Raw genomic sequence first — 19692 nt, 5'->3', positions numbered from 1 at the left:
TCACTTCACGGCCTTTTCCGCGTCGACGATGCCCTCGCCGTACAGGCCGTTGTCCTCGGTCGTCCCTTCGCAGGTCGCGTTCCAGTCCGTCGTGCGCCCTTCGTCGATGTAGTCCTCCACACCGCCGACCGGGCAGGCATGGTCATCCGCCGTCCGCAACATCACGCGGGCCACGGCTTCTGGATCGAGTGCGTAACCGTCGTCACCGGTGGACTGGCCGCGCTCCTGGATGATCAGCGCCGCGACGCCGACGACGTGCGGCGACGCCATCGAGGTGCCCTGAAGGTACGTGTAGAAGCCGCACCTGCCGTCGTCAGCGCAGTACTTGATCGAGAATCCGTCGACCGGGTTGCCCGCAGGATCGGCCAACCCCTGCTCAATCGCCGCCTGGAGCGGATACGACGAGAGGATGAGGTTCCCGGGAGTCTGGGACTGCGGCGTCCCGAAGTAGTCCTTGAACCAGCCACCCGGGGCGGCGATCTCCACGTCACCGAACCCGTAGTTGGAGTAGTCAGCCTTGGTCCCCGACGGGCCGACCGAGGACACGCTGATTACCTCCGGAGCCTCGCTGGGCAGGTTGAGGCATGTGTTCTTCACGACCCGCGGTTGGGCGGTGTTCGGCGGGTAGTCCGGGCTGGTCGCGTCGCTGCGGGTCGGTGCGGCCAAGTCGGTGTGCTCGTTTCCGGCGGCCGCGACCAGGGTCACCCCGCGGTCGGAGGCATACTTCACCGCACCCAGCACCAGTTCGCTGATGAGCCGCTGCTCGGTCACTTGCGCGTCGCTCACGGCGCCGCTGACGTAGTGGTCGCGCGATGTGCAGTTGTAGAGCCACGGGTCGGTGTAAAAGCTCATGTTCACGACGTCGAGGTGGATGTCCCCCGCGTACACGAGGGCCTTGACCGTCTCGTACAGGAAGAAGTAGCCGGAGTCCTGTCCTGCGCGCACGTTCACGAGGGTCGCGTCGGGAGCCACCCCGCCGATGCCGAAGTCGTTGTCGGCCGCGGCTACGATGCCGGCCACGTGCGTTCCGTGCCCGTTGTTGTCTACGTCCGCGGGGTCCTTGCAGTCCTTGTACTCGCAGGGCCCGTCGATGTCTGGGATGTCGGTGGTGAAGTTCCGCGACCGCTTCGCGTCGAAGTTGGGCGCGATGTCGGGGTGCCGGGCGTCGATCCCCGTGTCAATGATGCCGACGTCGACACCCTTGCCGGTCGCCTCCTCCCAGGCGCCGCCGGGCGTCGCACCGATCATCTTCATGTCCCATTGAAGACCGGACAGGGGCTCGGCGGGGGACTCGGGCGTGGACGGGCTCCCGGCCTTTACGGAGCGGCTGGCCTGCGCCCGCTCGGTCGCGTCGAGCCGCTCACCGGCGTAGTGGTGCGGCATCCCCTGCCGGCTCACACCGACGGAGTGGTTCCGGGCGGCACCGCGGATGCCGCTACCGGTCCGAACCTTGTCCATGAATGCGCCGTCGGGGGCGTTGACCAGGGCGAGGCCGATCTGGGAGGTAACGTCTTCCACTGCTCCGCCGGCGGCCTCGATCGCGGCGGTGGCGGCTTCGGCAGTGCCACTGAAGGAGACGACGAACTTACCCCCGGCCTCCATCCGTCCACTCTGCCTCGCGGCTTCGTCCGCGGAATGGGTTGCTGCTGTCGCGGATGCGACCACCGTGAAGGCGACGGCGGGCCCGGCCGAGAGGACCATCGCCACGGCAGCGAGACAGGCGACGAGCGGGAATCTTTTCTTCATCTGGGTACTCCGGTTGGCGCCCTTGACGGGCCGGATAAGGGGGCTCCCGAGGGGCAATAAAATCGGAATCGTCCGGCCCAGACTATGCCTGCAGAGCACCGGTGTCGCCGTGATCCGCCCCCTATTTCGCCCCCTATTTTTGTCCCCCAACGCGAACCCCTTTGGCCAGGATCGAGTTATCACCAGGCGGAGCACGGCGACGGTGTGCGGTGCTGAGGTTGGGGGTCCTCAGACTTCGAGTTGATGCCGCTCCCTGGCCTGATCCGGTTGGGCCTGCGCGGCTCGCCCACCCGGTCCAGGAACCTGGCTGGAGACCGGCTTCACCCGCCGGAGGGCTGCGAGGATGGCCCGCCCCACCACCGCGATTCCGATAATGGTGGTGACGGCACGCAGGGTGTCCCAGCCCGCCGTCGACGTCACCAGCGAGTAAAGCAGGAAGCTGCTGAGGTTAGTGCCCAGCGGCGCGCCGGGCACGTAGGAGATGCCGGTGCCGGCGCCCACCGCGAACGGCCAGAACCACAGGTTGGTCAGCAGGCCGAACAGATAGGACGCCACGATGCCATAGCCGCACAGCATCCACAGTTCGGCTTTGCCACACACCCGCCGGGGGAGCAGCCAGCCCAGGGTGCCTGATGAAAGAAGGCATCAAAGGCGAGCGGGGAGGGGCCAACGGCGCATGTCACGAGCGGGTGTCGAGGTATTGCCGAATCGCGAGGGCCGTTTCCTCCGGAGCGCTGACGTGGGGGCAGTGCCCGGTGGCCTGAAGCTGCACCAGGGTGCTGTGGTCCAGATTCTTGTGCAGGTAGGCGCCCACTTCCGGCGGAGCAAGCCGATCGTCAGAGCACTGCAGAATAAGGCAGTTGGTGCGCAACTTTTTCAGTTCAGGGCGGGTATCGGAGAAAAAAGTTACCCCGGCGAAGTGCCGTGCGATGGTCGGATTTGTCCGGCAGAAGCTGATACGCAGGTCCTCCGCTAATTCCGGCTCCTGCGGGTTGCCCATAACCATGGGTGCCACGGCCGCGGCCCAGGCGAAATAGTCTCTGTCCAGAGATGCCAGCAGGCCCTCGATGTCTTCCCGCGAAAACCCGCCCACGTAGCCGTCGTAGGGGTCATCCGTATGACGGGGTGAAGGAGCAAGCAGGACCAGGTGGGAGAAACGGTTGGGGTCCTGCACGGCGGCGATCACGGCGATCATTGTGCTGACACTGTGGCCCACCAGGATGACGTCCTCAAGTTCAAGGGCGGCGCAAATCTCCAGCAGGTCCGACGCGTACCCATTCAGGGACCCGTACTTCTCCCAGTCATAGGCGCTGATGTCGGAGTGTCCTGCACCAACATGATCAAAAAGCACCAGCCGGTAATCATCAACGAAATGGGGCAGCAGCTTCTGCCACATCGCCTGATCGCAGCCAAAACCGTGGGCAAACATCATCACGGGCCCATCATCGCGCCCGGATATGGTGACGTTGTTCCGGCCGATTACCGCAGCAACTGCTTCGATCACGTTCTCACTGACCCTCCATTGGGTGGCGTCCTGTCCCAGACTATCCACGGGAAATTGCGAATCCTAGGGATCCCCCCACTATGACCTTCAGGGCGACCTCGATCCAGCCCATTACATGCGCACGGCTTACGGGACTCCTCCCACATGGACCATGATGTCGGGTGTCCTCAGACCCCGATTTGTAGCTGGTCCCTGGCCGGATCCGGTTGGACCTGCGCCGGGTGCCCCGCCGCGCTGGAGACCGGCTTCACCCGCCGGAGGGCGGCGAGAATGGCGCGCCCCACCACGGCGATCCCGACGATCGTGGTGATGGCACGCAGGGTGTCCCAGCCCGCCGTCGACGTCACCAGCGAGTACAGCAGGAAGCTGCTGAGGTTGGTGCCCAGCGGCGCGCCGGGCAGGTAGGAGATGCCGGTGCCGGCGCCCACCGCGAAGGGCCAGAACCACAGGTTGGTGAGCAGGCCGAACAGGTAGGACGCCACGATGCCGTAGCCGCACAGCATCCACAGTTCGGCTTTGCCCCGCACCCGGCGTGGGAGCAGGCCGGCCCCCGCGCCCACCCACGCGCAGGCGAAAATCTGGAACGGCGTCCACGGCCCGATGCCACCCCACAAGGCACTTGAGAGGGCGATGGTGGCGGCGCCGAGGAGCATGCCGAAACGGGCACCGAAGGCCCGGCCGGCCAGGATCAGCAGGATAAAGACCGCCTCCACGCCCCCGACGCCGGTGCTCGCCACCCGCACCGCGGAACCGACCGCGGCAAGGACGCCGAGCAACGCCACCGTATGTGCGGAGCTGACCGAACCGTCGAGGGAGACAACAATGGCGACGACGGCGAGCGGCGCGATGGCCAGCGCCGCGTAAGGGAGTGCCGCGGCAGCATCCTCCGGGAAGGCTGCCGCGAGCAGCGGCCAGCAGAACGCTGCGAGGGCCAGGACGTTCGCGGCGGCGAGGACTACGAGTTCTGCGGCGCGCGGCATCCGGATGCGGTGCTGCCTGGCCGCGCTCCGGGCATCTGGTTCGATGACCCTGGGTTTTGGTCCGGCGTCCGCTGGCCGGGGCGCCGTGAGGGCTGATTCGGGCGATTCGGTCACTGGAGTTGAAGGCGCGACGCCGTCACTCATCGGGAGTATCCGGGCCCCGAGGCTATGCGCAAAATTGAGGTCGTGGGTGGCGATAAGGACCGCCGCGCCGTCGTCCGCGGCCGCCCGCAGTGCCGCCCCGACTGCGGTGCGGGCCGTCAGGTCGAGTCCGCGGGTGGGCTCATCGATGAGGAGAACTTGAGGGTTGTCCATGGTCTGCAGCGCGATGGCCAGGATTCTGCGCTCACCTGCCGAGAGGTCCCGGGGATGCTCGTGTCCGATGGGAATCCGGACGTCTCCGCGCAAACGGGCCAGGCGGGACGCTGCGGATCCGGGCGCAGACTGTCCGCCGTTTTTTCGGCGAGCCAGGCGACGCTCGGCCGCACGCAGCTCTCCTGCCACGGTATCCAGGGTGAAGAGGTCGTCCGAGGCGTCCGGGACGAGGGCGACGCGGCCGCCGTCGACCGTTCCTTCACTCACCGTTCCTTCACCGAGGGCGAGGGCCACCAGGAGGGATGACTTTCCGGCCCCGTTCGGTCCCACGAGGGCTACCACTTCGCCTCGGTGCAGGGTCAGGGACGCTTTGCGCACCAGTGGCGAGCCCTTGCGGTGCACCGCGAGGTTTGTCGCCGTCAGCACGGGAGGATTCCCGGCCTCTGGAACGGGGGTTGGCCGCGCAACAGCCGGGACCAAAGCGGTTGGCGGGGCACCCGGTATCAGGGCGCCGTCGTCGATGGTCCACCAGGAGTCGGCAACCGGGACGAGCGCTTCCGCCCGGTGCTCCGCCACGATGACGCACACGCCGGCGTCGCTCGCGAGGGCGTTGAGCACGGCGATGACGCGTGCGCGGGCGGCGGTATCAAGGTCGGCCAGGGGCTCATCCACCAGGAGCAGGGCCGGATGGTCCACCACCGCTGAGGCGATGGCCACGAGCGTTGCCTCGCCGGCCGAGAGGGTGCTGACATTCCGGTCCAGCAGATCCGTCACGCCGATACGCTGCGCGACCTCGAGCACCCGGGCCTTGGCGGCAGCGGATGCCATGCCACGCAGCTCAAGGGCGAGGGAGATTTCGTCCCGAACCCGGGTGGAGGCGAAAGCGGCGCGGGGATTCTGCAGGACGACGCCGATGTGGCGGGCGGTATCGCGCGGCGGGGTGGTGGCCCGGTCCGCTCCGGCGGCGCACACCGTGCCGGAGATTTCCCCGCCGTCGACGTGGGAGAGAAGGCCGGCGATGCCCCGCAGGATGGTGGACTTCCCGGATCCAGTCGGCCCGGTCATGACCGTGATGGACCCGCTTGAGGGCTCGAATCCTGAAACGCGCACCGCCGCGTCGCCGATGCGGAACTGTGCGTCGCGCAACAGAAGCGGGCCGCCGTCGTCGTTCCCGGCGCAGTGTGCAGCACTGCTCCCGAAGCCGCGCAGCTCCAGGGCTGCGGCAACCCGGCTCGCGTGTTCAAGGGTGCGCTCGAGCACGGGCACCAGGGCACGTGGGCCAAACCGTTCGCCCCGCAACCGAAACGCCAGGCGGACGGAGGTCACGGCGTCGGCAAGTGCCGGAAGCGCCGCCCACGCGACCACAAGCGTCCGGGCCAAACCTTGCATGGGGCCGCGGCGGGCCAGGTGCACGAAGCCACGGGCCACGTCCACCCAGGCGTTGAGCAGGCCGAATGCGAGGAACATCCCGGCAATCGGCAGGGCGGACACGACTGCCGCCCACAGGCCTTGCCCCGAGATCGGGCCGAGGAGGACCACATGCGCGTACGGGGCAGGCAGCCTGACCGACGGCAGGTCGAGCAACAGCGGTTCGCCGAGGCCCGCCCCGTTGAAAAGGATGCGGTAGATGACCCGCGCCGCGATGAAGACGACGGCGAGAGCCGCCGCTGCGCGTAACGGCGCGGGTCGAAAGGTCATGCCTTGGGGGCGGCCGGTTCGCCGTCGACGGTGTAGAGCAGCTCGAGGCTCTCTCCCGGGTTGACCTGCAGGGTGGCGAGGCCTTCCTGCGCGTAGGCCCAGTCGCCGGTGGCCGGCTTAACCCAGAGGGACCAGTAGGCGAAGGCTGCGGGCATTCCCGCGCACTCTTCCTTGTACGTGCCGCCCTTGTGGGTGATCTCAAGATCCGCGGCGGGCACACCGTTCACGCGGCATACGAGTTCGGTGGGGTACTGCGTGGTGCCCACGGTCTTCACCTTGGCGTCGTCGAGCACCTTGGCAGCGGGAGTCGCTGCGTCCACGGGCACGCACACGGAGGTGTCGGCGGCGGCCTGCTTCAGGGCGCCGGAATCGACGATGAGCTTCACGCCGGCGCAGGGACCTGAGGTGCCGGCGGCGGCGCTGGATGACGCCGTTGCGCTGGACGCGGGGGCGGAGGTGGTGGGCTGGTTGGCGGCCGGCGTGGAACAGGCGGCGAGGGCAAGCAGGAGGCCGGCGGCGGCGAGGGAGCTCGCGGCGGCGGTGCGGATCTTAGTCAAAGTCACGCTTCAAGGGTAGGGCGTGGCGTGTCGGGATCCGGAGGCCGTCACGTTGTGTGACGTCAGGTCACGAGTCCGCGCGCAGTCCCCGCTCCAAAGCCAAGCTGACGACGGCGGGAAGTCCCGCCGTCGTCAGCCAAAATGTCACACCCCCCTGCCATGCTTTGGTTATGGAAACCGGTGTGGTTGTGGAAGCGGGAGTCAGGGCCGGGGTTGCCTCTGCCGTGGCATCCGTGGCCGTACTGGTTGATGAGCTTGCCGGTGTTGTTGCCGGCCTGCCGGCTGCCCCGGAGGAACCCACGCGTTTTCCGGAAGCTGGTGCTGATCTGCTGCAGGATGTGTCCAAAGTGTGCCTGGACGGCTTGGGGGTGCTGGCGCGGATTGAGGCCGCAACGGCGGCGGCGAAGGTCCGGCTGGTGGCCGCCTACGCGGAAGCCGCAGACGCGATTGAGGGCCCGCCGGCCAGCGCGTATGAGGCATCTGCACAGGATGTGAGCAAGGTGGCCCAGATCGCATGCGCGCTCACCATCGGCGAACGCGCCGCATCCGCCCTCCTTGGAGAAACCCGCGCGCTGACAACTTCCCTCCCGGCCGCACTCGATGCGCTGCAGTCCGGCACCATCGGCTGGCAGCACGCACGCATCGTGGTTGATGAAACAACAGGCCTCGCTCCCTCAGCGGCCTCTGCTCTGGAAGCCCAGTTCTTTGGCCCCGACGCAGCGAACCAGGCCCGCGGGGCCGCGGCCGGAGAGCTGGTGCCCGCCCGGTTCCGCCGGAAGGTCCGGACCTGGCGGGAACGCCACCACCCCGAGTCGATTGAGGAACGCCACGCGAAGAGCGTTGAGGACCGGCGGCTGGAGTTCAGCCCGGACCGGGACGGCATGGCCTGGCTATCGCTCTATCTTCCGGGGGACACAGCCTTGGCCAGCTGGAACAAGTCGACGGCCCTTGCCCGCGGCCTTCAAAGCCCGCACGAACCACGCAACCTCAGTCAGTTGCGCGCCGACATAGCGGCAAGGCGGCTGCTGGGCAGCGCGAACCAGCACGCCGGAGGCGTGCCTTCCCCTAAGGCTGATGTACTGGTTACCGTTCCCGTCTTCTCGCTCCTCGGCCTTACCGACGAACCCGCCGAGATCGATGGGCTTGGCCCGGTCCCGCCATCCATGGCACGCAGGCTGGTTGCTGACGGTGCCAGCTCGCTGTACCGCGTCCTGGTGGACCCAAGGGATGGTGCGCCGCTGGAAATTGGTCGCACCAGCTATCGACTCCCGGAGTCGCTTAAGCGCTGGCTCAGGATGCGGGACGGCAGATGTACTTTTCCTGGCTGCAGCAACCACAGCCTGGACAATGAGGCGGATCATCTCACCGCGTGGCAGCGCGGCGGGACTACCGGGATCAGCAATCTTGGGCAGGCATGCCCAAAACACCATCGGCTCAAACACCGGCGGGCATGGAGACCCACGCCGGCGACGAAGAATGAGCCGCCAGGCTGGATTTCACCGGCCGGCCGGTACTATCCGGCCGAGCACCCGGACCGGGAACCCCCGCTCATCCCACTCGACTGCCTGCCAGTTACTGCCAGCCCCCTGGAACAGGCCATTTTGACGCGCCTCGCCGCCTGATGCATTGAGGCGGTCTTAACAGCCTTCGCCAGTAGGCACCGAAGAAAAGCGGACGACGGCGGCGCTCAGGTGAGTGCCGCCGTCGACCTTTTCAGTTGGCTGTTACTTCGCTTCCGACGCGGATACCAGCGCATCCTGCGGGGCTTCGTGCTGCGCTGCTTCGTCCCGTGCGACCCCCGACGACGGATGCGCTGCGACTGCCGCCGCGTGCTCGGCCAGCACCCCGGTCTGGTGGCGGATCTTCACGCGGTAGAGCAGGGCCCCGCCAATGACCACGGCGGCCACAAAGATCACGCCACCCCACTGCAGGTACCACTCGAACGGCGGCACCGAGTTATAGATTTCAGGCCGGGGCCACACCAGGTTCAAGGTCATGAGACCGCCCCACAGGACCGCGAGGATGTTCACGGGAACACCCCACTTGCCCAAGCTAAATCCGGGCTCGGTGCCGTCTGCGGCGAGCGGCCACTTCTTCAGGAGCCGGTTGCGCAGCAACGGAACTGTGACCAGAAGGTAGGACAGGTAGATCAGGACGATGCTGATGCTGGACAGGATGGTGAAGATGGCCGGCTGCATGACGTTGACCAGCAGCGGGATGACGGCCATGACACCGATCACGATCGCCGCGATCTTGGGGGTCCTGCGGACCGGATCCACCTTGCTGAGCTGCCGGCTGAACGGCAGGTTGTTGTCCCGGGCCATGGCGAACATCATGCGGATGGCGGCGGCGTGGACAGCCAGGGTGCAGACCACCACAGCCACCACGATGCAGGCCAGGAAGGCCTTGCCGAACGGCCCGCCCAGGACGGAGAGCACAATGTACTGCAGGCCGCCGTCGGCAGCTCCCACCTTGGGATCGTCCAGGTCCGGTGCGGCCAGGATGCCAAACAGCAGGATCAGCCCGCCCAGCAGGAACGAGGCCGTGACGGCGCGCAGGATGGCCTTGGGGGCCGTGCGCTTGGGGTCCTTCGTTTCCTCCCCGAGGGAGCTGGCGGTGTCGAAGCCGTACATAACGTAGCCGGACGCCATGGCGCCGATGAGGAAGACGCCGAAGAAGCCAAGGTCGTGCCCTTCGCCGAAGCCGGCGGTTTCGAAGAAGACCTCGGGCCCCCGCACCACGTGCCAGCCCAGCGCGAGGATCAGCAGCACGGCCGCGGTCAGCTCCACGAAGACGCCGATGCTGTTGATCCTGGTCATCAGCTTCACACCGAAGGCGTTGATGAGGGTGGAGATGGTGATCATGATGGTGGCCAGCACCACGCCGTTCATGGCGAAGTCGTAGGGGCCGGTGCCGTCACCGACGAACTGGAAACCGGACCAGAGCTGTGGCAGGGTGAGCTGCAGGGCCAGTGCCACGGATCCGAGCGCCATGACGGAGGAGAGCAGCAGCAGCCAGCCCGCCAGCCAGGACGAGGTCCCCGACGCGAGCCGCTTGGCCCAGTTGTAGACCGATCCCGCCACGGGGTAGCGGCCGGCCAGCTCGGCAAAGCACAGGGCCACCATCAGTTGGCCGACGAACACGATGGGCCAGGACCAGGCGTACGCCGGGCCGGCCATGGAAAAACCGAAGTAGAACAGTTGGAAGACGCCGGTGAGGATGGAGATGTAGCTGACGCCTGCGGCGAAGCTGGCAAACTTGCCGATGCTCCGGTCCAGGGTCTGGGTGTAGCCAAATTCATCCATGCCGCTTGAATCAATACTCTTGCTGGGTTCCAAAATGTGAACTCCTATGTCAGAAAAGTACGACTGTCAGAAAAGTACGCTCGATGCAACCCGCGGCCCCCGTGGGACGCAGGCGAATTCAATAGCCTCCGGAACTTGCCTCTCAGGCGAAGGACGGGCTGAGCTCCACCTCTTTCCTTACAGCGCCACCGGGGTGGCCGGCGCGGATGAGCTCGGCCCGGATCAAATCAGCGCAGCGCTCGCCGATCATCATGACGGTGATGTTGGGGTTGACCGTGATGTGTTCAGGCATCACGGAGGCATCCGCGACGCGCAGGCCGGTGACGCCCTTGACCCGCAGCTCGGGATCCAGCGGTGACATGTCGTCGTCGGCCGGGCCCAGACGCACCGTGCCCACCGGGTGGTACACCGTGTTGTGGGTCTTGCGGATGTAGTCCCGCAGCTCCTCATCCGTCTGCGCCTCGACGCCGGGCGAGAGTTCGCGGCCAGTCCAGGCCGCCATGGCTGGCTGGGCGGCAATTTCGCGGGCCTTACGGATGCCGGCCACCATGACGCGCATGTCGTGGCCGTCCGGATCCGTGAAGTAGCGGGGGTCCACCATGGGCTTGTCGCGGAAGTCGCGGCTGCGCAGCCTCACGGTGCCCCGGGAGCGGGCGTGCGTGACGTTCGGGGTGAGGCTGAAGCCGTTCTCCGTGGTGGGGTAGCCGTGCCGCAGGGTGTTCATGTCGAACGGGACGGAACCGTAGTGCATCATCAGGTCCGGGCGGTCCAGGCCGTCCTCGGTGGGGGTGAAGATGCCGATCTCCCACCACTGGGTGGAGGTCTGCACCATGGGCTGCCTCGCCTCGAACTGGACCACGCCTTCGGGGTGGTCCTGCAGGTTTTCGCCCACACCGGGGGAGTCCACCAGGACCTCGATGCCGTGTGCGGCGAGGTGGGCTGCCGGGCCGATCCCGGAAAGCATCAGCAGCTTGGGGGAGTCGATGGCCCCGGTGGACAGGATGACCTCGCGGTGCGCGGAGAGCCGGTGGGTCCGGCCGAACGCGGAGTCCACCACGTCCACGCCGGTGCAGCGCTTATCCGCGTCGAACACCAGTTGGCGGGCGCGGAGGCCGGTGAGCAGGGTGAAGTTTCCGCGGTTAACGATGGGGTGGATGTAGGAGACCGAACTGGAGGCCCGGGTGCCGTCCGCGCGGCGGTTGATCTGGAAAAAGTTGGCGCCGTTGATCACGGTGGTGCCCGTGTTGAACTTCGCACGCGGAATGCCCGCCTGTTCGCAGGCGTCCAGGAGCGCGACGCCGGCAGGATCCACCGGGGGAACGTTCATCAGGTGCACGGGGCCTGAGTCGCCGTGGTGCGGCGCTTCCGGACCGGCGTCCTCATTTGTTTCCAGCCGCTTGTACAGCGGCCAGGCGGCGCCGGCGTTCCAGCCGGTGGCGCCGTATTTGGACTCCCACTCATCCAGGTCCTCGCGGGGCGCCCAGAACGCGATGCAGGAGTTGTGGCTGGAGCAGCCGCCCATCACCTTGGCGCGGGCGTGGCGCATGAAGGAGTTGCCGTTTTCCTGCGGTTCCACCGGGTAGTCCCAGTCGTAGCCGGATTCGAGCAGCTCCATCCAGCGGTCCAGCTGCAGGATCTCGGGCAGGTTCCGGTCATCCGGGCCTGCCTCGATCAGTGCCACGGTCACGTCCGGGTCCTCGGTCAGGCGTGCGGCTACTGCGGCTCCAGCGGATCCGCCGCCGATGACGATGTAGTCGAACCCGCGCTCGCTGAGGTCCGCAATGTTGTCGAAGTGCATCTAGTTCTCCTTGCCGTGGTCAGCAAACCAGCCGGTGACCTGCGGGCTGGTGTTCTGGTAGATGTGCTTGGCTTCCTGGTATTCGGCCAGGCCCGTGGGGCCCAGTTCGCGGCCGACGCCGGACTGGCCGAAGCCGCCCCACTCGGCCTGCGGGAGATAGGGGTGGTAGTCGTTGATCCAGATGGTGCCGTGCCGCAGCCGGTATGCCACGCGTTGCGCCTTGCCGGCATCCTGGGTCCAGACCGCGCCGGCCAGGCCGTAAATGGTGTCGTTGGCGGTGGCCACCGCTTCGTCCTCGGTGCGGAACGTTTCCACGGTGACTACCGGGCCGAACGCCTCGTCGGTGACCACGGACATCCCCCTGGTCACACGGTCCAGTACGGTGGGCTGGTAGTAGAACCCGCCGTCGTACTTTTCTCCCTGCGGCGCCGCACCGCCGGTCCGCAGCCGCGCACCCTCCTGGATGCCGCGCTGGACATAGGCGTTGACTTTGTCGCGGTGGGCCGCGGAGATCAGTGGCCCGGTTTCGGCGGCGTCATCAAAGGGGCCGCCCAGCCGAATGGTCTGCGCCCGGCGGACCAGCTCTTCCACGAAGCGTTCGGCGATCGATTCCTCCACCACCAGCCGCGCCCCTGCGGAGCAGACCTGCCCGGAGTGAACGAACGCGCCGTTCAGGGCATTGTCGACGGCGGCGTCGAAGTCCGCGTCCGCGAACACCACGTTGGGGTTCTTCCCGCCAAGCTCCAGGGCCACCTTCTTGACGGTGCCGGCGGCCGCGGCCGCGATTCGCTTGCCGGTCTCCAGTCCGCCGGTGAAGGAGACGAGGTCGACGGCGGGGTGTTCGGAGAGCGGTGCGCCCGCCTCCGCGCCGGCTCCGGTCACGAGGTTGGCGACGCCGTCCGGCAGGCCGAGGTCCTGGAGCAGCTGCATGGCCAGGATGGCTGTGGACGGGGTCAGCTCGGAGGGCTTGAGGACGAAGGTGCAGCCGGCGGCCAGTGCGGGCGCGATCTTCCACGCCGCCTGGAGCAGGGGGTAGTTCCACGGCGTGATCAGGCCGCAGACGCCCACGGGTTCGTAGACGATCTTGCTGACGACGGCGGCGTTCCCGGCGTCGACGATGCGGCCCGCCTGCTGCCCGGCGAGCCTGCCGAAGTACTCGAAGCAGGCGGCAATGTCGTCCATGTCGATGCGGCTCTCGACCATGCGCTTGCCGGTGTCCAGTGACTCGGCGCGGGCGAACTTTTCGCGGCGTTCGCGCAGTCCGGCGGCGACTTTCAGGAGGAAGGTGCCGCGCTCCGGGGCCGGGACATCCGACCAGATTCCGGAGTCGAATGCACTGCGGGCTGCAGCGATGGCACGCTCGGCGTCTTCCCGGCCGGCCTCCGACACCGTGGCCACCAATTCGCCGTCGGCGGGGTTGCGGATCTCGCGGACAGCGCCCGAGGCCGCCGGCTCCCACGCACCGTTGATGAACAGGGTGGATGCGGTCTCGGTTGCACTGCTTTCGGAGGTTTCCATAGCTGGTGTGGCGTAAGTCATACGAGGGACAGTAGTGCACATTGAACGAGTGTTCAATACTTTCTTGAACACTCGTTCAATGCTACGTGGGAACTTACTCCTGAAGCGGCGCGAAGGCGATCTGCTCAGTGCGGGCGATGCTTCGCTGGATGGCGGCCTCATCAACCCCGAGAAGGGCCGTCAGCCACATACCGTTTTGGATGACCACAATGTCAGCCGCCCGCTCCCTGCATGCCGCCCAGGTGAGATCGGGTTGGGCGTTGCAAACCAGTGCAGCGAGACCGTCGAGATAGCGGTCGAAGGCCTCGGCGTTGATCTGTGCATAGCCCTCGTCCGCTTGGGCGAGGGCCCAAAGGTGCAGGCGCAAGGACAGGTAGCGGGTGGTCAGGAGATCTGCGGCAGCCACTCGCCGCAGGGCCTGGCGCAACTGTTCCTCCGGGGCCGACGACGGGTCGGGCGCCACCAGCAGAAGGTCGTGCTCGTCGACCCGGCGCAGTGCCGCCCGTATCAGGCTCGTCTTGTCGTCGTAGTAGTAGTTCACCAGACCGAGCGCAACACCGGCTTCGCGGGCCACGGCCCGCATGCTCACGCCCGAAATCCCGTGGCGGGACAGCAAATCCAGCGCCGCCTCGAGAATGCGTGACTGCCTGTCCATCTGTTCGCCCGAGTTCACGGCATTGGTCCCCATCTGGCCAGACTATTGCCTAACCCGTGACGAGTGCACTTTGAAGGACCGCCGACGTCGTCAGGTTGCCGACCGGGTGTCGAACCCCGCCGCCAATTCCCGGCGCCCTCGCCCGGGGGTCTCCTGACGCTGAGGTGAGCGAGCGACGACGGGAGGCCCCGCCGTCGTGACCCTAGCAGGACACTCTGCAGGCAGCGGCCCGACCTTGGGATCGTCCTTTGGGCCGGGCGGGGAACGTCGGTCGTCACGGTCTGCGTAGGACGGCGATACAGCAGCGGTTCAAGGCCGCCCTTCGGCCCTACCGGGATGACATTGGAAGGCCTATCTTTGATCTCACACAGCCTGAGAGAAAGGAACAATGATGTTCACCTTGCAGATCAGCTATCCAGTCCGGGACTACGAGGCTTTCAAGAAAGTATTCGACACGGATCCTGCAGGCCGCGCCGCCTCGGGCGCCAAGTCTGTCCGCCTGTTCCGGGATACGGACGACCAGAACAGCGTGGCCGTGCTCCTTGACTTCGACACCAAGGATGCTGCGAACGTCTTTCTGGAACGGCTCCGCAGCGACGTGTGGGACAAGCCCGAGGTGATAGGGCAGCTGATGACGGGAGCGCCCACAGCCAGGCTCTTGGAGGAGACGGCCCGCGAGGGTCAGGGCGCGGGCTGAACGTTCGGTGCTGATTCCTAGAGCCGGAGTTCCATGAACACGCTGTTGGGATCCAAGACGTAGTCGCCAAAGGGATGGCACTCGCTGAACCCGTTGCGGACATACAGGCGCCGCGCGGGAACGAAATAGTCCTCGGTTCCGGTCTCAAGATAGATGCTCTCGAAGTTTCGGGTGCGGGCTTCGTCCAATATGTGCCGGAGCATGAGCGTCGCTACGCCCCGCCCGCGCGCACCCGCTGCGGTGCGCATGGACTTGATCTCGCCACGCTTCGCCGGGCTGTCCGGGAAGTCGAGGAGCTTGAGTGCGCCGCAGCCAAGGAGTTCACCTTCCTCGCGGGCCGTCCAAAACGTGATCGACGGTGCGGACAGCGCAGAGTGGTCAAGCGCGTGCACACTCTCGGCGGGCGATGTGGCGAACATGTCTGCCAGGTGCTCGCTCAGCGGGGCATGGACATCCGCTCGTGCAGGGTCGTCCTTCGCAATGTGGATCATCGCCTCCAATTTACCGGCTGAGGACCTGCACTATATTCGGACAAGGCAACGGCCGGATTGCATTGCAGAACAAAGTTAGGCGGGGCTCGGAATGGCGGAAATGCCACCAGCCACGGTGGAAGTAAATGACGCCGTCGTCCAGCGCCTGCTCCGGGACCAGCGGCCCGACCTTGCGGACCGTCGTTTGGTGCGGGTGGCCAATGGCTGGGACAACGCGACCTTCCGGCTCGGCGACGAACTGGCCGTCCGGCTGCCGCGGAGGACTGAGGCGGTTCCGCTGATACTGCATGAGCAGGCCTACCTTCCCGGCATTGCCCGCCGCTCCCCGGTGGCGGTTCCTGTCCCCGTCCATGCCGGACGGTCGACGCCGGACTTTCCCTGGCCGTGGAGCATCGTGCGGTGGGTCCCAGGAACCACTGCGGCCGACGGGGACCCTGCCGTCGATCTTGCAGTGGGGTGGCTGATGTTCGACGCCGGCACCCGCCACCGCTTCATAGGTGCCTTTGGTCCCGCGTTAGATGAGGACACCTGGTTGAGGGCCTGGGGCTGGGCCCTCAACCTGTCCACCGCCATGCTGAGCAACTCCGACGACAACCAGCGGATGTTCGCCGTGGGAGAGTTCGGGCTCAGGCAGGTCCTGGAGGGCTGACTTGGCACGCCGTTCGTCCAGCCATTGCCTCGTTCCAGCTCGCGGTTCACTATGGAGGGAAACGCGCCGACCGGCGCAGACGGCTGCATTCACGGACTGACGGCTCGAGGGGATTACATGGACCACAGCACCGGCTCTGTTTCCGCGAACCGACGTACGCTGCTGAAGGTGGCAGGGATTGGGGCGGCCGGTGTTGCCGCGGCGCCTCTCCTCTCCTCCTGCACCGGCGTGTCGGCACAGCCCGCGTCATCGACGTCGGCAGCATTGCTGCCCGCCCCGCCGGGACAGGTCGAACCGCTGCTGGACCGGCCGAAAGTTACCAATGCGCTGGCCCAGCTCGACGGCTTGGTTCAGGAAGCGATGGAGAGCACCGGGCTGCCGGGGATGGCCGTGGCCGTGGTTTACCGGGACGAGGTGGTGTACTCCAAGGGCTTTGGGGCCCGGGAGGTCGGCAAGCCGGAAGGGATCGGCCCCGACACGGTGTTCCAGGTGGCTTCCGTATCCAAGCCCCTCGCGTCCACGGTGGTGGCAGGCATGGTGGGACAGAACATCTTCAAATGGAACGATCCCGTCATTGAACACAACAAGGATTTCGCGCTCAAGGATGACTACGTCACCAGGAATGCGACATTCGCTGACCTGATGTCACACCAGAGCGGGCTGAGGACGGGCTCGGGTGACCTGCTGGAGGACCTCGGGTTTGACCGGGAGTACATCCTCGGCCACCTCAACCAGGAGCCTCTTGATACGTTCCGGTCCAGCTACAACTACAGCAATTTTGGCTTCACGGAAGCCGGCCAGGCAGCAGCCGATGCGATGAAGATGTCCTGGGAGGACCTGGCCGACGAGGTCCTGTTCCGGAAGTTGGGAATGTCCGCCAGCAGCTACCGCCACTCGGACTATGAGAAGGCTGCAGACAAGGCCACCCTTCATGTGCCGCTCGGCAACAAGAAATGGGTGGCGAAATACCGCCGTGACGCAGATTCTGAGGCTCCGGCCGGGGGAGCGAGTTCGTCGGTGCGGGACCTGGCCCAGTGGCTCCGGCTGCAGCTCGGAAACGGCAGTTACGAGGGCAAGCCGGTTATTGATCCGGCAGCCCTGCAAACAACACGCGTTCCGCATGCTGTCTCCGGGGCGGCGGCGGCTCCGGCTGCCCGCTCCCGTTTTTACGGGCTGGGCTGGAACGTCTCCTACGACGACCAGGCCCGCGTCCAACTGGGACACTCCGGAGCATTCAATCTCGGCGCAGCCACCGCCGTCTCGATGCTCCCCGGCGAACAACTGGCCATAGTGGCGCTGACCAACGGGCGCCCACTGGGGATTCCCGAAGCAATCTGCGCCGGCTTCCTGGACGCAGCGCAGCACGGATCTCCTACAGTCGATTGGCTGACCTTCACCGCCGGCGTCTTCAAACAAATCGATGAGTCCGAGAAACCTGAGATCGACTACACCAAGGTTCCGTCCAGCCCCTCTCCTGCCAAACCAAACAGTGCCTACACGGGCACCTATGACAACCCCTACTACGGCCCGCTGGTGGTCTTCGAAGTGGGCGGCAAACTGGCGATGAAGTTGGGGCCGGCCGGCAGTCCCACCACGTTCCCGCTCACCCACTTTGACGGCGACACGTTCAGCTTCGAATCCATCGGCGAGAACGCCAACGGCCTGGCCGGTGCACTGTTCGCGGCAGCCAGCGGCGGCTCCTCACCAAGCGTGACCCTTGACTTCTACGACAGAACCGGGCTGGGGACATTCAGCCGGGCGTAAGCACCCCGCCGGAACTGAATCGGACGACGGCGGGAGGTCCCGCCGTCGTGTGCCCACTCAGTAAAAACGTCGTCGCGACCGGCTGCCTTCTCGATCGGGCTGCCCGCCTAAGGCTCGACGAGTGTCAGGATTGTGTCCGGACGGACGCCGTCGAATTTCATCGCTTCGGCTGCCGCTTCAGACTCCATAATTCGCTGGAATGTTTCCATGTCGGGGACCTCGGCGATCAGACCTACCCGCTGGCTCTTTGCCGGGTCAATGAACGTTTGAACCGTGATGCCCAGGGGCCCGAATATTTCTTGTCGCTTTGTTGAGCTGAGCCAGTGTTCAACGTCATCTACCTCGTGGAAAATCAACAGAGTTGGCATCGTTGCCTTCGCTTTCCAGGGTTGCGCCAGGAGCCGGGCTCGACGGGGCCGTATGGGACATCCTGATCAGGTTGAAAGTACCACGGCGCTGCATGCAGCGGTAGCGGGCCGAGGTGGCGGTTCCACCTCGATGGGCTCGCCGCCGTAATGCCGGCCGATCAGGGGGAACCAAAACTCAAGCGGACGACGGCGGGAAGTCCCCGCCGTCGCTATTTCCCACTCAGAGGGCGGCCTTGAAACGGCGGATAACGACCTGGATTAGTGCGTTCGCCGTGTTGGGCGCGTGGCTCTTCGGAGCAATACCAATGATCCAGGTGGCCCGCCCTCCGCTACCCGGCAACTTCACCACGACGCCTGACAAACGTGAAGCGGACGGACGGCGGGACACCCCGCCGTCGTCCGGAATCCCCTAAGTGTGACTCAACTCCGCAGCAAGTACTCGGCTAAACCCTCGGGGTTTGCCAGGGCGAGGAGGTGGCCGCCGGCCGCTACGTCGGGCTCGATGCCGAGGCGTTCACGGGCTACCCGGCGCTGGAAGTCCAAGGGAAAGAACCTGTCACCATCGCCGGAAAGTACGCGCATCCGGACCGCGGGCCACGCGGTGAAGGCGCATACCGACTCAAAGGCGGCGTTTGCTTCAGGGCGCTGATGCGGTTCCCCTTCAGCGGCGATATCCGGGGGAACATCGTGCAGGAAGTAGGTGTCTGTGTCGAACTCGGTGCTGTAGCCGTGGGTCTTCGCCGCGCTTTGCTGCGCCGCAGCCCATCCGGTGTTGTCCCACCACGCGCCCGGCGTCTCGCCCGGCACGGGGATCATCGCATTCACCAGCACCAGTTCCCCGACGGAAGCCTTGTCACACACCAACGGAGCGGTGAAGCCGCCCAGCGACTGCGCCACGAGCACCACACCCTGCTGCCCGCCGATGGCTTCCACCACCAGGCTTGTGTATTCGGCGAGTCCGGCGCTTTCGTCGTCGCCGGGCAGATCGACCGCGACGGCCTGGTGGCCGGCCCCCTGCAGCAGCGGAACGACGTGGCTCCAGTACCAAGCAGCGCCGCCGGCTCCCGGGATAAGGACGAACGTACTCACTTCAGGACCAGCCAAACGCCGACGGCGGGACCCCGGTCCCGGACGAGCAGTCGGCTTTTGGCCCGGTTTCGTCTCAATGCGGAGTTCATGCCACCATTCTCACCCCGCCACCATGGACTCCGGCACCCCTAAGCCTTTCGGCCCTACCGGGATAACGGCGGAAGGTTTATTTCTGGTCTGACACCGCCCGAAGGAAAGGAACACCGATGCTCACCTTGCAGATCAGCTATCCGGTCCGGGACTACGAGGCCTTCAAGAAAGTATTCGACACCGATCCTGCAGGCCGCGCCGCCTCGGGCGCCAGGTCTGTCCGCCTATTCCGGGACACAGACGACCAGAACAGCGTGGCCGTGCTCCTTGACTTCGACACCAAGGATGCTGCGAACGCCTTTCTGGAACGGCTCCGCAGCGAGGTGTGGGATAAGCCCGAGGTGATAGGGCAGCTCATGACGGCAGCGCCCACTGCCAGGATCCTCGAGGAGACGGCCCGAGAGGGTCAGGGCGCGGGCTGACCGCTGAGAATACGGTTGTCCCGCCGGATGAGTCGGCGCAACGCCT

Annotated in this window: 16 protein-coding genes and 1 pseudogene; 5 read left to right on the top strand and 12 right to left on the bottom strand. The window is 66.1% G+C overall.

Annotation, left to right across the window (positions count from 1 at the left end):
- From AC1MCD_RS17500 to AC1MCD_RS17480, 5 genes and pseudogenes are all read right to left on the bottom strand, one after another.
- Positions 1–1746, bottom strand: coding sequence for a S8 family peptidase (locus tag AC1MCD_RS17500; RefSeq protein ID WP_498673731.1), 1746 nt, complete (start codon positions 1744–1746; stop codon positions 1–3).
- Between the two features lie 228 nt (positions 1747–1974).
- Positions 1975–2361 (bottom strand): annotated as a pseudogene (locus tag AC1MCD_RS17495) (ECF transporter S component); the annotation flags it as partial.
- A 64-nt stretch (positions 2362–2425) separates the two neighbouring features.
- The gene (locus AC1MCD_RS17490) at positions 2426–3250 is read right to left on the bottom strand and encodes an alpha/beta fold hydrolase (protein ID WP_498678398.1); all 825 of its coding nucleotides are present in this window, start codon (positions 3248–3250) and stop codon (positions 2426–2428) included.
- 167 nt (positions 3251–3417) lie between these two features.
- A complete protein-coding gene (locus AC1MCD_RS17485) occupies positions 3418–6243 on the bottom strand; it encodes an ATP-binding cassette domain-containing protein (RefSeq protein WP_498673729.1) in 2826 nt (941 codons plus the stop codon).
- Positions 6240–6806 carry a hypothetical protein gene (locus AC1MCD_RS17480; RefSeq protein WP_498673727.1) on the bottom strand — a complete coding sequence of 189 codons (567 nt, stop codon included), beginning with the start codon at positions 6804–6806 and terminating at the stop codon, positions 6240–6242. Before AC1MCD_RS17480 ends, AC1MCD_RS17485 begins: the two co-directional genes overlap by 4 nt.
- A 164-nt stretch (positions 6807–6970) precedes the next feature.
- On the opposite strand from AC1MCD_RS17480, the gene AC1MCD_RS17475 reads away from it, so the two are divergent.
- On the top strand, positions 6971–8422 hold the full coding sequence (locus AC1MCD_RS17475; protein WP_498673724.1) for an HNH endonuclease signature motif containing protein: 1452 nt from the start codon (positions 6971–6973) through the stop codon (positions 8420–8422).
- Between the two features lie 102 nt (positions 8423–8524).
- On the opposite strand, the gene AC1MCD_RS17470 is transcribed toward AC1MCD_RS17475, so the two are convergent.
- The 4 genes from AC1MCD_RS17470 to AC1MCD_RS17455 all read right to left on the bottom strand — a co-directional run bounded on the left by AC1MCD_RS17470 (position 8525) and on the right by AC1MCD_RS17455 (position 14109).
- Positions 8525–10105 carry an APC family permease gene (locus AC1MCD_RS17470; RefSeq protein ID WP_498673722.1) on the bottom strand — a complete coding sequence of 527 codons (1581 nt, stop codon included), beginning with the start codon at positions 10103–10105 and terminating at the stop codon, positions 8525–8527.
- Positions 10106–10247: 142 nt separating this feature from the next.
- On the bottom strand, positions 10248–11903 hold the full coding sequence (locus AC1MCD_RS17465) for a GMC family oxidoreductase (RefSeq protein ID WP_498673720.1): 1656 nt from the start codon (positions 11901–11903) through the stop codon (positions 10248–10250).
- A complete protein-coding gene (locus AC1MCD_RS17460; protein WP_498673718.1) occupies positions 11904–13442 on the bottom strand; it encodes an aldehyde dehydrogenase family protein in 1539 nt (512 codons plus the stop codon). It lies immediately after the preceding gene.
- 73 nt (positions 13443–13515) lie between these two features.
- A complete protein-coding gene (locus tag AC1MCD_RS17455) occupies positions 13516–14109 on the bottom strand; it encodes a TetR/AcrR family transcriptional regulator (RefSeq protein WP_498673717.1) in 594 nt (197 codons plus the stop codon).
- 355 nt (positions 14110–14464) lie between these two features.
- Here AC1MCD_RS17455 and AC1MCD_RS17450 point away from each other — a divergent pair, with 355 nt between their 5' ends.
- Entirely contained in the window at positions 14465–14773 is a 309-nt protein-coding gene (locus AC1MCD_RS17450; protein WP_498673716.1) for a hypothetical protein, read from the top strand.
- A gap of 17 nt (positions 14774–14790) precedes the next feature.
- On the opposite strand, the gene AC1MCD_RS17445 is transcribed toward AC1MCD_RS17450, so the two are convergent.
- Positions 14791–15264 (bottom strand): GNAT family N-acetyltransferase, encoded by a 474-nt coding sequence (locus AC1MCD_RS17445; RefSeq protein WP_498673714.1) that lies wholly within the window; start codon positions 15262–15264, stop codon positions 14791–14793.
- Between the two features lie 91 nt (positions 15265–15355).
- On the opposite strand from AC1MCD_RS17445, the gene AC1MCD_RS17440 reads away from it, so the two are divergent.
- Both AC1MCD_RS17440 and AC1MCD_RS17435 read left to right on the top strand, forming a co-directional pair.
- Positions 15356–15913, top strand: a complete 558-nt coding sequence (locus AC1MCD_RS17440; protein ID WP_498673712.1) for a phosphotransferase — start codon at positions 15356–15358, stop codon at positions 15911–15913.
- A gap of 117 nt (positions 15914–16030) precedes the next feature.
- Positions 16031–17677 carry a serine hydrolase gene (locus AC1MCD_RS17435; protein ID WP_498673709.1) on the top strand — a complete coding sequence of 549 codons (1647 nt, stop codon included), beginning with the start codon at positions 16031–16033 and terminating at the stop codon, positions 17675–17677.
- A gap of 107 nt (positions 17678–17784) precedes the next feature.
- Here the strand turns inward: AC1MCD_RS17435 and AC1MCD_RS17430 are convergent, their stop codons facing one another.
- Both AC1MCD_RS17430 and AC1MCD_RS17425 read right to left on the bottom strand, forming a co-directional pair.
- Positions 17785–18045: a hypothetical protein gene (locus AC1MCD_RS17430; protein WP_498673708.1), complete on the bottom strand. Its 261-nt coding sequence runs from the start codon at positions 18043–18045 to the stop codon at positions 17785–17787.
- Positions 18046–18465: 420 nt separating this feature from the next.
- Entirely contained in the window at positions 18466–19134 is a 669-nt protein-coding gene (locus AC1MCD_RS17425) for an alpha/beta fold hydrolase (RefSeq protein WP_498673706.1), read from the bottom strand.
- 206 nt (positions 19135–19340) lie between these two features.
- Between AC1MCD_RS17425 and AC1MCD_RS17420 the strand changes: the two genes are divergently transcribed.
- Entirely contained in the window at positions 19341–19646 is a 306-nt protein-coding gene (locus AC1MCD_RS17420; protein ID WP_498673705.1) for a hypothetical protein, read from the top strand.
- The last annotated feature ends 46 nt before the right edge of the window (positions 19647–19692 follow it).

The sequence above is a fragment of the Arthrobacter sp. BF1 genome, assembly GCF_056680215.1.
Note: the sequence above shows the minus strand (reverse complement) of the source record. Positions and strands in the feature narration are given on the sequence as shown.